Below are 12,912 nucleotides of genomic sequence, written 5' to 3' on the forward strand. Positions count from 1 at the left end.
GGACGATGGATCCGCACGGATGTCGGTTGTGACTCGGCCTGTATTACCTGCAATTCAAGAAAACGATAGGAGATGAGGATGAAAATCACACGGATTCCGAAGGGCTGGACTTCGCTGACGCTTCTTTTGAGTGCGGCATCGATCAGCGCGCAGGCACAGACGGTCGTCAAGATTGGCAACGTCGCGCCGCTGACGGGGGGGATGGCGCATGTCGGCAAGGACAATGAGAATGGGGCTCGGCTCGCTGTCGAGGAAATCAATGCGCAGGGGCTGGTGATCGGCGGACAGAAGATATCGCTGCAACTCGACGCACAGGACGATGCGGGCGATCCGCGGCAGGCAACCCAGGTCGCGCAGAAACTCGTCGACGACAAGGTTGTGGCAGTAGTTGGCCACTTGAATTCCGGCACAACGATTCCTGCCTCGAAGATATACAGCGATGCCGGCATCGTGCAAATTTCGCCGTCGGCAACCAACCCGGCCTACACGCAGCAAGGCTTCAAGACAACATACCGGATGGTCGGCACCGACGCGCAGCAGGGGCCGGCGCTCGCGAAATATGCGGCGGGGCCGCTGAATGTGAAGACGATCGCGATCGTCGACGATTCGACGGCGTACGGCCAAGGCCTTGCAGATCAGTTTCAGAAGGCAGCGGCGGCGCTGGGCATGAAAGTGCTGTCACATGACGCTACCAACGACAAGGCGGTCGACTTCCGCGCGATTCTTACGAAGATAAAAGGCGAAAATCCCGATGCGATCATGGTCGGCGGGATGGATCCGACCGGCGGCCCTTTTGCCAGGCAGGCGAAGCAGCTCGGGCTGCGTGCCAAAATTCTCGGCGGCGACGGCATGTGCACCGAAAAAATGCCGTCTCTCGCTGGCGACGCCGCTGACAATGTCGTGTGTTCGGAGGCAGGCAAGGCGCTCGAAAAAATGCCGCAGGGTGCGGTTTTCGCAGCGAAGTACCAGAAACGGTTTGGCGAGCCGATCCAGATATACGCACCGTTCTCGTACGACGCCGTCTACATCGTCGTCGATGCGATGAAACGCGCAGGTTCAACCGACCCGGCAAAGATTCTGGCGGCAATGCCGAATACGAACTTCAGTGGCATCACTGGACAAATCAGTTTCGATGCGCATGGAGATCTATCGCATGGCGTCATCACGCTTTACACCTATAAGTCCGGTAAGAAAATGATTCTCGACATGGTGACGTTATGACCACTTCCAACTCGTGGATTGAAATTGAAGCGCGCGATGGCGGCCGCTTTCAAGGGTATCTCGCATTGCCGCCAGCTAGGCGCGGTCCGGGATTGCTCGTGCTGCAGGAGATTTTCGGTGTGAACGAGCATATTCGCGGGATTGCCGAACAATATGCAGCACAAGGTTTCGTCGTGCTCGCGCCGGACATGTTCTGGCGGATCGCGCCGCGCATGGAAATCGGTTATCACGGGGAAGATCGGATACGCGCGAATCGCCTGTACGACGAGCAACTCGACAAGCCGCTCGCCGTCAGCGATGTGGGCGCAGCGGCCGATCGCCTGCGAGCGATGCCCGAAGTGATCGGCAAGGTCGGTGCGGTCGGCTTCTGCTTCGGCGGATGGCTGACTTTCGCGGCCGCCGCCGAGAAAACGATCGACATCGGCATCTCCTATTACGGAGGCGGCATCCAGAATCAACTCGACGACTGCGAGCGGATCGTCGCACCCATGCAGTTCCATTTTGGTGAGAGCGACCCACATGTGCCGATTGCGCTCGCTGGAGCCCTGAAGGAGCGATTTGCAGGACGCGATGCCGAGGTGCATACCTACGCGGGTGCTGACCACGGGTTCAACTGTTGGGAACGTGAGACGTACGATCAAGGTGCGGCGGCGCTTGCGCATGAACGTGCGTTGAGGTTTCTGCGGCAGCATCGTTGAAAATCAGCAGGACCTCGCCACGCTTGCTTCGTCGCGGGGTCCGCTTCTCAGGCCGCGCCGCGCTTCGGTTAGGACTTTGTTCGGCACACTCGCAACAGCGATCCCATCCAATGGGCGACTCATAGTTTCGTAGGCAACCGCAGTCTTTACACGCAAAAGAAGGGGGAAATGGTGAAGATTAAATCACACGCTGAGAAATCGATTGTTAGCTTAGGATTCCTATGTGCATTCGGCGCCAACGCCAATGCACAGAGCAGTGTGACGCTCTATGGAGTGATCGATCAATCGATTCAGTACGCCAGTCACGCGAACGCCAATAATAAGAATTTCATCGGCCTGGGCGGCGGAAATCTTTCCGGCAACCGGTGGGGACTGCGAGGCATCGAGGATCTGGGTGGCGGCCGTTCGGCGGTTTTTCGGCTCGAAAGCGGTTTCAGTCCCAGCAATGGGAGCCTGGGTCAGGGCGGGCGTATGTTCGGTCGCCAAGCATACGTGGGCCTTGCCGACGAGCATCTCGGCACGCTGACGCTGGGTCGCCAGTACGATCCGCTCGTCGACATGATTCAGCCCCTGACATCCGACTACCTGTGGGGCAGCCCGTTCACGACACCCGGCGATCTGGACAACAACGACAACAGCACGCGGACCAACAATTCCGTCAAGTACGTGTCGCCCGTCACGTCGGGTTTGCGTTTCGAGGCATTCTATGGGCTTGGTGGCGTGCCGGGTGCAGCCGGCTCAGGGCAGACTTGGTCGCTTGCGGCAAGCTATGCAACAGGCCCCTTCAGCCTGGCTGCCGGCTACGTGGTGTACAACAATGCGAATTCGGCGGCGGCGCGTGCAAATGCCTGGGGTTCGACTGCCACGTCGGATGGCAATTTCGGGTCGCAGATCAACTCGCAATTCGCGTCAGCCAAGGCGCGCAAGATCGCATCGTTTGCGGCCCAATATGCAGCAGGCCCCGTGACGGCGGGGCTGCGTTACAGTAACGTCCAGTACACGCCCGACGCGTTCTCGTCGTTCTCCTCGACGCAGCGTTACGACATTGGTGCAGGCGTTCTAGATTACCGCGTCGCCCCGGCCGTGATACTTGGCATCGGTTATGTGTATATGCATGGTAGTGGCAACCGGTCGCAGACGTATCACCAGATCTCCGCCGGCGCCGATTACTCCCTCTCGAAGCGTACCGAACTCTACCTGGTAGGCGCCTATCAGCACGCTGGCGGAGATGGTGTATTCGCGGCGGTGGCCGATTACGGCTTCAATTCGGCGTCACGCTCGCAAGCGGTTGTCAGTCTCGGTATTCGTCATAAGTTCTGAGTTGAATATGGTGAACCAGTCGGAGTAAGGCATACCACTTCGAAGCATGAAGGAAATCATGGCATGGGGCCTCGTGCTGCTGCACGAGGCCCCATGTCTCTTCCTTGTGGAAATCCGAACCGGCAGATCGTATCGAACGTGTATTGCCAGTCGTCGATGCTCAGACCGAAGACGATGCGATGTTCACTTTCCGTTGCGGATTCAGTGCTCGCCGATTTTCCGTACGTTGGGACAATGCGGAAGTCAGAATCGGTGGCGAATGCCGAGTCGAGCGACCATCTGGTGTCCGTTCGAGGATGCTGTTTCACCGCTCAGGGAAGCGACGGCAGTAGCACCCGTGGAATCGCGTCCGCTTGCAACCTGGTAGACGCCTGCCAAGTAGACATCGGTTCGACTGGAAAGCGTATAGGTCGCACCCGCCGCGACCTGGTTGTAGTGTGCGCCGCCAACGAGGCTGTTGGCTTGACTGCCATGCAAGTAGTTGAATGCGACACCTGTCAGAAGTTGGGGCGAGACGTGGTACTGCAGGCTTGCTTCCAAATCGTTGAATTGTTCCGACATGCCGCCCAGAGCGCTGATTTTGTCGAAGCGGATATTCGAATAGGTTGCGCCCAGAACGACAGGGCCTATCGAATAGCTGCCGCCCGCGCCCAGTACCGAATACGTGTTTGCGCTGGCGTATCCGCTAAATACAGGGGACGAGCTGAGTCCATTCGATGTCGCGGTTTCATTCGGATTGCTTCCGAACAGAGATGAGGCTGGATTTCGGACGTTGAGATACGCGATGCCGAGCGCAACTGCTCCGTCAGCATAGCCGGCCCCCACCGAGTAAACCTGATTTTTTGAAAATGATCCAGGTACGCCGCCCAAGCTGTATAGGCCCCCGACGCTGAAGCCTCGATAATCCGGGCTGCGATATTTGATCGCATTGTTGGTGCGGCGGCCATTATTGAAGTTATCTACGTCCGACGGATGGGCCGAATGTGCCGTGCCGACGTTCGAATCGCCGAACTCGAACTTGCCCACGTAATCCACCACGCTGTCGTACTGTCGACCAAGGACGATGGTGCCGAGATCCTTGCTCTTCAAGCCTATAAACGCCTGCCTCCCGAATTCCGCGCCGCCTTGCCCGAGGCGACCATTGTTGAGCTCGAAGCCGTTCTCCAGATCAAACACCGTACTAAGACCACCACCGAGATCTTCCGTGCCGCGCAATCCCCATCGAGAGCTATTTAAACCAAATGTCCCGTCAAGACGATATGCGCGCCCACCCGATTGCGCGCCGTTTTGTACATTGCTCACGGCCTCCAGGCCTTCGTCGATCAGACCGTAGAGCGTGACACTGCTCTGAGCGTAGGCGGTATGAACGAAGGGGGATAGTACCGTCAGCAACAGCATCTTTTTCTTCACGTTTCGTGTCTCCATAAGGCTCTTGTTTATTAGTCTGGTCTGTCCGGCAAGTTCTTGCCGAGGCATACCTATGTACGATCGCAACGCTGTGGCCATATCGGCAAGCATTGTTGGATACGATCGTCTGCGTAAGACGCGAGCCGGATGACGTGTATTCCAATGCGAACATTAAGGATATTTAATTTTTTCGTGCTCTTTTTCGGATAGGAATGTGCCGACCCGATGGGCCGGTTTTGAACACGCATGAACAGGAAGAAATGCGCGAGGGATGTGACATGCAGGGATATTTTGTAGCCACTCAAGCAATGAGTCAGTTGTCGATTCCTGGTTGCCCCCAACGTGACGGCTGTCTGTTTAGACTTGGCCCGCTCGCGTTCTTAGAAGATCGTTGTCGAAATGCGACAATCTCTGGCCGGATTTGTGTTTTCGAGAGCGGTGAATTCGTCCGGTCGAAGTCGACCTGACAGCTCAGTACGAGCAAAAAAATGTGGGGGCAACATTGGGGGCAACTTTTCATTGTCTCCACCAATGCTCCTTGTCATGTAAAGGATTGACGGCCAAATTCGATTGCCGCCGGGCCCACCATACCTTTCCCTTTTAGCTCAATCGGTTACATCGATCCGCTTTCCTTCTGGGGAGATTGGCGGGAAGATAGCGACGATTCGAGACGATCCATCTCGACGTCGTTCTGGCTTCCATCGATCCATTTCGAGTAGGTGGTCAGGACAGGCGGACCAAGCGTGCCCCACGTTGGTCTTGGTGCGGTCGAGCTGCTCGCCGCGGACGTAAGCCTTCGATATTTGCGCCACGCCGCGATCCGCCATGATTGGTTGGAGTCGCACTCATGGAGTCTCCAAAAGAGAAAGGCCCGGCAGGCGAACCGGCGCCGAACCAGGCCGCGTCGCGACGATGGTTACCGCTGCGTGCGCGCCGGTGACGGTCCACAAACTCGATCACTGCATTTACCAAGCCCCAGGCGGTGTTCGATGCCGATACGAGATCGGAACCTTTGCCTCGGCCAGCGTACAACTGAGCGACGGCCTTGATCGCCCGCTCGTTCACGGCAAGTGCGTCGCGATCGACCACGTTGGTCGTGGGATAGGTGAGCATACGTCGCATTTCGCGCTTGAAGCCGCCGATCTCGGTGAGGTCTCGATAAAACTCGAGGATCTCTCGGGGTTGCACGACCAGGTATCGCGCAGAGACAACCGACAGCGGCGCTTTGTTGTCGGAGCGGTAGAGCACCTTTTGATCAGGAAACGCGTGAATCGCTCCGATGCCGGCGGCACTCGTTACGAAGCGAACTTCGGATGATTCGATGGTCCAGTTCCATGCCGGCGCTGTCGGCTCAGACTTCGATCGGTTGGTTGGGGGCGAGGCGATTGCCGAGGCCGTGCCAAGGTTCTTGGTCGGTGTAGGTCATGGTGTGAACGAGATGCATCTGTGCTGCTGATGGGAAATAGGCGAGGGCATACAGCCCGGCTATCGCCGGACGAAAATGATGGTCGGGGAAAAGCGAAGGTGGGCGGCGTCTAGTTGGACGTGGCGCTGAAGGCGTGACCGCAGGCGAGGCAGAGGTGGTTGTCGAGCACGTTGTCGTCGATGGCGCCGCCCACTGCTGAGCCCGCCGCACAGCCTGCTGCGTTGCCGACGAGTCCGGCAAGGACAGCCGCCGGCCAGGCCGCCGAATACGGTCCCGATGGGGCCTGCCACCGACCCGACGATCGCGCCGGTTTCGGCCCCTGCCAGGGCCGCTGCCATGCCGCCGGTTGCTCCTGCGACGCTGCCGATCGTGCTGCCTGCTTTGCGAGCTCGATTCCGCGTGTCGATACGCGATGACAAACAGCGTGGGCAGCGGAGCACCGATGTCGCCGGCGCGCGAGGTGCCACATTGGAAGCCGATGACTCTTGCGTTGCCGGTCCGAAGACCGGAGATCCGGGGTGGAGTCGAAGGGGTTGTCGCGAGCGCTATTGTCGGATCGAAACGACGGCGACATTGTCTTGTGCCGCTCGAAGTGGAAACTGACATCGTCAGCTTCGTCGAACTCGTCGTATGCCGTATCGAAAGCGTGCCGCGCATACGCAGCTTCTGCTGCTTGCTCGTTCACGTCGCCATGTTCATCAGAAGGGAACGATGCAGCTGAGGCCGATTGAGCAGGCCGGCGATTGTTTTTGGTTAACCAATAGAGGCCCTTACCTGCGCTGGAATTTTGTAACCACTACAGCCCGACATGCCTCCAGAGAGCGGCGGGCAACTCAATACTCGGGCGAGCGGTATGCCGTCGCGAGTATCTCGTTATTCGGAATTCGCGGGCAACATCTGCATGGCGGCTTTCTGCGCCGCCTCTACATGCCGACGTGCGGCCAGCTCGGCAGCCTCAGTATCGCGTTCCTTCAGTGCCTTATGCAATTTATCGAGCTCGCGCAGGCTAGCTGGAAGGCGCTCGATCCGCATCAGCGACGTTGCACGTAGCAGGGTGATACGCGAGTACAGGCTCAGCAACATCTCCTTGGCTAGTGCGTTGCCACAATGCTCTAGCAGCGTATCGTATAGATCCGTCTTGGCCTTCAGTATGGCGGAGGTGTCGTTGGCCTTCGCCGCGGCCTTCAAGACGCGCATGAGTTCGCTAAAGCGATTCAGCTGGTCGTCGCTGGCAAAACGGGCAAACCCTGCAGCGGCATGACCTTCCAGCAAAGCACGAATCGCATATATGTCGGCCGCCTCTTGTCTTGACATGACGGAGACGACTGGTCCTTTGTGCGGGAAGATCTTGATCAGTTTCTCGCCTTCGAGCTTGCGCAAAGCTTCGCGGATCGAGGTTCTGCTGACTCCGAGCAAATCACAGAGTTCTCTTTCGACCAGTCGCGCTCCTGGCGCAAACTGGCCGGACACGATCGCTTGGCGCAACGCATTTTCGACCTGCTGTCGCAATGTCTCTGGCCGGAGCAAGCCTACTTTGTCGGACATGTCGAATGTCTCCCTGTCTGACAATCAGATAAAGCGACATGATAAACCGCCATGCCCGACCATGTAAAAGCCCTACGTTCGCGACGTAATCACGTCGGGATTGACGAGATTGGTTGGTTGGCCTGCGGAAAACGCCAGCACATTGTCGAAAGCTCCACCGAAAAAAATCTCATAGGTGTCTTTCTCCACATATCCCAGATGAGGGCTGCAAATGGTGTTCGGCAGAGCGAACAATGGATCCGCGTAAGCAGGTTCGACCTCGTAGGCGTCGAGTGCCGCGAAGCCCGGATTGCCCCTGCGCAATTGGGCGAGCAACGCGCCCGGTTCAACCAGTTCCGCCCGGCTGCTGTTCACGAAAACAGATGAGGATTTCATCAGCGCGAAATCCTCTGCACGAATGCAGCCGCGGGTGTCCGCGGTCAGCCGCAGATGCACGCTCAACACATCGCTTTGGCTGAAGAACGCCTCGCGGCTCGCCGCCACTTCGAAGCCATCGCTTGTCGCGCGAGCGAGCGAGCCGTCGCGGCCCCATACGATCACGCGCATCCCGAACGCCGCGCCGTAACGCGCGACGATGGCGCCAATCGTGCCATAGCCGAGAATGCCGAGAACGCGACCGCGCAACTGCGTGCCAAGTGAGCCCGCCTGCCATTTTCCGCGTTGCGCGTTCTCGACTTCGCACGGCAGTCGCCGCATGGAGGCGAGCACCAGCGCCCATGTCAATTCAGCCGGGGCATATGGATTGCCGCCGCTCGCCGCGACGGCGATACCCCGGCGCGTGCAGGCGACTGTATCGATATGCGAGACGCCTTTTCCCGTCTGGCTGATCAGGCGCAGCGAAGGCAGCGCACTCAGCAGGGCTTCATTGATCACGGTTCGCTCCCGGATCGGAATCAGCACGTCGACATTGCCGATCTGAGCGGCCAGTGCAGCGGGGTCTCTCTCCGATCGGGTGTGGATGCTTACGGTATGCCCCGCGAGTTTTCGGAAGGCATCGAGATGTCTGACCGCATCCTGCGTATCGTCGAGAATCGCGATTCGCAAAGCGGTGGGCGCCTGGTCTTGTATGTTCATATTGTTTCGGTTATCGATCCGGTTTGTATGGAAGCGCATTGAATGCCCCGGTTTCATTGCCCATCCACGGGATCGTGGCGGTACTGTCGAACCACGTCAGCGGCAACCTTGAATGCATCCAGCGCGGCCGGCACGCCGCAGTAAATGCATGCTTGCAGCAACACCTCCTGAATCTCTTCGACGGTGACGCCATTGTTCAATGCGCCGCGCACGTGCAGCGCGATTTCGTGTGGACGATTGAGTGCCGTGAGCATTGCGAGGTTGATCATGCTGCGTACCCGGCGCTCCAGCCCTTCGCGCGTCCAGATTTCGCCCCAGCACCACTCCGTGGCGATCTTCTGCATCGGCTTCATGAAGTCCTCGACTTGATTGACCGACCTGTCGACGTACGCGGCGCCCAGTACCTCACGGCGCACGGCAAGTCCCTTTGCGAACTGCGGAGTATCAAATTCAGAAGGCATTGGCATGTTGCGTTTTCCTCAACAACGAAATGAAGCGGTGCACCGGGTTTTGAGGCCGTATGCCTGCCGCCATGATGAAAGTGGTTTGCACGATCGCTGGTGCGCCTGACCGCCGCCGGAAATTTCGTCGCATAGCCTTGTCGAACGTGTTCTATTTCGATGATGGCGCCGAAACGCCGAAGTGAACCTCGATGGCAGCCCGGTATTGCGGCACGGTGATGACCGAGTCTTCGGTATCGCCGGCGCCGCCGGCATGGGCCAGCCCGTGGCACCAAGACCGGCGAAGCCGATTGGCTGCGTCATTGATTTCTCCGGGGTCAGTCAGGAAACGGCAGATCGCGGGTTTCAGGCAGGAACCAGGGGGCTATCACACCAAGCAGGTAGATGCTGCTCATTGCCAACGCGGCATGAGGAATACCTCCGAGTCGGTGTACCAATGCACCGGCCGCGATCGGGAATACCCAGATGATCAACCGGGCGCCGTTGAAGATGAAGCTGATCGCACTCGCCCGTACCGAAGACACGAATAGCTCCGCGGGATAGATTGCCATCCACACATAAGCGCAACCCAGGGTGAAGAAGCCGTCGATCGGGGCGAGCCACATGAGCTGCAGCGCATTGCTCGCGATCCGATACGAGACGATCGTCATGATCAAGGAACCGGTGAACGTCATGCACACGAAGGCGCGACGGCCGATCCTGTCGATGATGAAGCCTGCGATCAGGTATGCAACGATCGCGCCGAGCGTGAATGCGAGCGAGACCTTGGTTCCCCACAAGGCAGGATCCTGAAGCCCCGCGGCTTTTGCCAATGCGGTGGTCTGTGCCGGCAACCAGGAAGACACGGCCCACAGCCCTGTGGACGTGACCATCGAGAGCAGCAGGGACAGCAGCATGCGGGAGCGCGTATCGCTGGATGCCAGCAACTGCCTGAGCGGGAACGGTCGCGACGTGGTTGTCGTGAGCGTGCCTGCGGGGCCCGTTTGCGACCATTGACGATTGCGTATCGCGACTGCCCATTTCTCGGACTCGTCGACGCCGCGTCGAAGGTAAAGAACGAACAGGGCTGGCAGCGCGCCGATCAGAAACATGATCCGCCAGTTGTCCTGTGAGGACGGGGCGTAACGCGATAGCGCATACCAGATCGCTGCGGCGAGCAGGGTGCCCCAACCATAGCCGGATTGCAGGAAACTCAAGCCCTTTGCGCGTGCGTGGTCAGGCCAGCTTTCAGACACGAGCGCGATCCCCGTGCTCCATTCCCCGCCCATCGCGATCCCCGTCAGAAATCGCATCGCGCCGAGCATCTCGAAGCTGTGCGCGAACGCGGTGGCGCCGGAAAACAGGGCGTATAGCAAAACCGAGGCCAGCATGACGCGTTTCCTGCCGAAGTAGTCGGCGGCCACGCCGCCGATCAATCCGCCGACGCCCCAGCCAACCAGGGCAATTCCGAGGACACCGCCCGCATAGACGGCGGCGTTTCCCGCTTGACTCGGCGTCAGCACCGAGTGCAGCAACGGCGCCATCACCAGGATCGGCGCCATGGCCTCGTAGCCGTCGAAAATCCAGCCGAGGAAGCTGCCGAATAAGGTTCGCCAGTGCATCGCGGTGAGCCCGTCAGTCCATCGGAGCTTGCCGCTTGCGGCGGCCGAACTTCTGTCCATCTGCCTGTCCTCTCTGAAAAGATGAGATCCGGAACGCATGGCATGAGTTCGTTGCCACGTCTTCGTGTCGCGTACATTATCTGTTTGTCATACAATCTGTCAATGGGACGATATGCGTCAGTCATACCGTTGGTCGAATGTCTTCTTCTGAATCTCCTATGCCTGTTCTGCCCAATACGCTTGCGCTTCGTCCATTGGTGATGCTGGGCCCCTGGTTGCGCGTCGCTCGGCGGAAACGGTTGAATGACGAACATCGCGCCGGATGCGCAGCGCCTGCGCGACCTGCCCGCCGTGGCGACGCACCCGAGCATGCGTGGCATTTCACGACTTTTCGCTGGCTCTCGATCTACGCCGGGATGTTCGCGTTCTCGATGCTTGCATTGGCGGAACTGGTCGGCGGGACGGTCGCGCATCGTCTCGACGATGTCAGCGATTCCTCCCTTCACTGGGAGCGGATGTATTTCCATTCCATTCAGGACGAAAAACTGCCGGAGGCGATCGCCGACCGTATCGCTCGTGACGCACCGGAGCAGAATTACTACGGACTTTTCGCGGCGGACGGGCGACGGCTGGCCGGCAACATTTCCGAGTGGCCAGGCTCCCTGCCTGCGGACGGGGAAAAGCGCACGCTCACGCAAGGACTTCGCATCGACAGGCATCCAGGCGCTCCGGTTGTTCGAGCCAGTGCGGAGCGACGCGCCGACGGGAGCACATTTGTGATTGCCCGGAACATGACGCAACTCAGGTCGATCAGGCGCGCCATGCTGGATACGTTGATCGGCGGAGGCAGCGCTTATCTGTTGGGTACTTTTGCTCTCGGAGCCGGGCTCAGCTATCGGCAGTGGCGGCGATTTCTGTCGATGCGCCAGTCGACGCTCGAGATCGCAAGAGGAAATCTCGCGCGACGCTTACCGACGGGGGGCGACGACGAATTCGACATGCTGGCGCATCTCGTGAACCGAATGCTCGACCAGATCGAAAATCTGATGGGCGAGGTAAAGGGTGCGTGTGATGGCATCGCGCATGATTTGCGTACACCGTTGGCGCACATGCGCATCCGGCTTGCGAGCGTTGTGGCGAATCAGGAGGAGCAGGGCACGGGGATCGATGCCCGGGAGCGAGTCTTGGTAAGAGAGGCGCTGGCGGACGTCGACATGTTGCTGCAGCGATTCCACGCCATTCTCCGAATGTCGGAAATCGGTGCGCGTCGTCGCGACGGTTTCGGAACTGTCGACCTTGCCCAACTTCTGCGCAGCGTCGCCGAATTGTATGAACCGCTGGCCGAAGACCGCGGTATCGGATGGCAGACCGCCATCGATGCCGTCATGCCGCTGCACGGCGACAGTGACTTGCTGTTCGAGGCGGTGGGCAACCTGCTTGACAATGCCGTGAAGTATTCCCCGCCTGGTGGCGCGGTCGGCATAGCACTCCGCGCAGGAACGGCTGGCCCGATACTGTCGATCTCGGACGAAGGGCCCGGCATCCCCGCACATGAGCGCGAGAAGGTGCTGAGTCGATTCTATCGGGGCGAGCGTACCTGCCACATTCCGGGAACCGGACTTGGGCTCTGCCTCGTCGCGGCAATCCTGGAACTGCATGCATTCTCGCTGCGGATCGAAGAGGGGCCGGGGGGCATCGGCACCGTCATGCGGATCGAATGCCGGGCATGAACACCCGTGTCGAGCGTCACCCAAGCCGTTCCCGTCGCGTACGCCGGCACGTCGGCTTCCGGCTCGACGCAGCGAGGACGGCAATCCCCCGCCGCCCTGGCATGCCTCAGGTTTCGCGCTCGATTGGCAGCGTGTAGTGACAATAACCACGCTCGTCGTGGTTATGGAGGAATCCTGATTGCTTGTACAAGTATCGCGCGGGGTCGCCGGCCTTCGCGCCGAGCGATATTTCGGTTATGCCGCTGGCCCTCGCGTCCGAGACGAACTTCTTGAGCGGCAACTGTCCCAAGCCAGTTCGGCGGCATTCAGGTATCACCTCGATCGAGGCGAGTACCGCGGTCTTTGCATGGATTTCCCCAAAGCTGTAACCCGCATACTCGCCCGCGCATTCCACGATGCACATGCGATCGAGGTCCTCGTGGTGTTGCC

10 protein-coding genes and 1 pseudogene are annotated in these 12,912 nt (G+C 59.2%); 4 read left to right on the forward strand and 7 right to left on the reverse strand.

All coding sequences use genetic code 11. The features are described 5' to 3' along the window. The first annotated feature begins 78 nt into the window (after positions 1-78). The 3 genes from AB4851_RS09850 to AB4851_RS09860 all read left to right on the forward strand — a co-directional run bounded on the left by AB4851_RS09850 (position 79) and on the right by AB4851_RS09860 (position 3,239). Complete coding sequence (locus AB4851_RS09850; protein ID WP_414447035.1) at positions 79-1,221, forward strand: branched-chain amino acid ABC transporter substrate-binding protein; 1,143 nt, start codon at positions 79-81, stop codon at positions 1,219-1,221. Beyond that, on the forward strand, positions 1,218-1,919 hold the full coding sequence (locus tag AB4851_RS09855; protein ID WP_414447036.1) for a dienelactone hydrolase family protein: 702 nt from the start codon (positions 1,218-1,220) through the stop codon (positions 1,917-1,919). The genes AB4851_RS09850 and AB4851_RS09855 overlap by 4 nt, the downstream gene beginning before the upstream one ends. Positions 1,920-2,087: 168 nt before the next feature. Beyond that, entirely contained in the window at positions 2,088-3,239 is a 1,152-nt protein-coding gene (locus AB4851_RS09860; RefSeq protein ID WP_414447037.1) for a porin, read from the forward strand. A gap of 243 nt (positions 3,240-3,482) precedes the next feature. On the opposite strand, the gene AB4851_RS09865 is transcribed toward AB4851_RS09860, so the two are convergent. The 6 genes and pseudogenes from AB4851_RS09865 to AB4851_RS09890 all read right to left on the reverse strand — a co-directional run bounded on the left by AB4851_RS09865 (position 3,483) and on the right by AB4851_RS09890 (position 10,813). Beyond that, the gene (locus tag AB4851_RS09865; protein WP_414447038.1) at positions 3,483-4,649 is read right to left on the reverse strand and encodes a porin; all 1,167 of its coding nucleotides are present in this window, start codon (positions 4,647-4,649) and stop codon (positions 3,483-3,485) included. 879 nt (positions 4,650-5,528) lie between these two features. Beyond that, positions 5,529-6,090 (reverse strand): annotated as a pseudogene (locus AB4851_RS09870) (DUF932 domain-containing protein); the annotation flags it as partial. Positions 6,091-6,945: 855 nt separating this feature from the next. Then, a complete protein-coding gene (locus AB4851_RS09875) occupies positions 6,946-7,617 on the reverse strand; it encodes a GntR family transcriptional regulator (protein ID WP_414447039.1) in 672 nt (223 codons plus the stop codon). A 72-nt stretch (positions 7,618-7,689) separates the two neighbouring features. Then, positions 7,690-8,661 (reverse strand): D-2-hydroxyacid dehydrogenase family protein, encoded by a 972-nt coding sequence (locus AB4851_RS09880; protein ID WP_414449160.1) that lies wholly within the window; start codon positions 8,659-8,661, stop codon positions 7,690-7,692. Between the two features lie 83 nt (positions 8,662-8,744). After that, positions 8,745-9,158 carry a carboxymuconolactone decarboxylase family protein gene (locus AB4851_RS09885; protein ID WP_414447040.1) on the reverse strand — a complete coding sequence of 138 codons (414 nt, stop codon included), beginning with the start codon at positions 9,156-9,158 and terminating at the stop codon, positions 8,745-8,747. 311 nt (positions 9,159-9,469) lie between these two features. Beyond that, a complete protein-coding gene (locus AB4851_RS09890) occupies positions 9,470-10,813 on the reverse strand; it encodes an MFS transporter (RefSeq protein ID WP_414447041.1) in 1,344 nt (447 codons plus the stop codon). A gap of 158 nt (positions 10,814-10,971) precedes the next feature. On the opposite strand from AB4851_RS09890, the gene AB4851_RS09895 reads away from it, so the two are divergent. Next, positions 10,972-12,483, forward strand: coding sequence for a sensor histidine kinase (locus tag AB4851_RS09895; protein WP_414447042.1), 1,512 nt, complete (start codon positions 10,972-10,974; stop codon positions 12,481-12,483). A gap of 106 nt (positions 12,484-12,589) precedes the next feature. Here the strand turns inward: AB4851_RS09895 and AB4851_RS09900 are convergent, their stop codons facing one another. After that, positions 12,590-12,886 (reverse strand): GNAT family N-acetyltransferase, encoded by a 297-nt coding sequence (locus AB4851_RS09900; protein WP_414447043.1) that lies wholly within the window; start codon positions 12,884-12,886, stop codon positions 12,590-12,592. Positions 12,887-12,912 lie beyond the last annotated feature (26 nt).

The sequence above is a fragment of the Burkholderia sp. 22PA0099 genome (assembly GCF_047497165.1).
Lineage (GTDB): Bacteria > Pseudomonadota > Gammaproteobacteria > Burkholderiales > Burkholderiaceae > Burkholderia.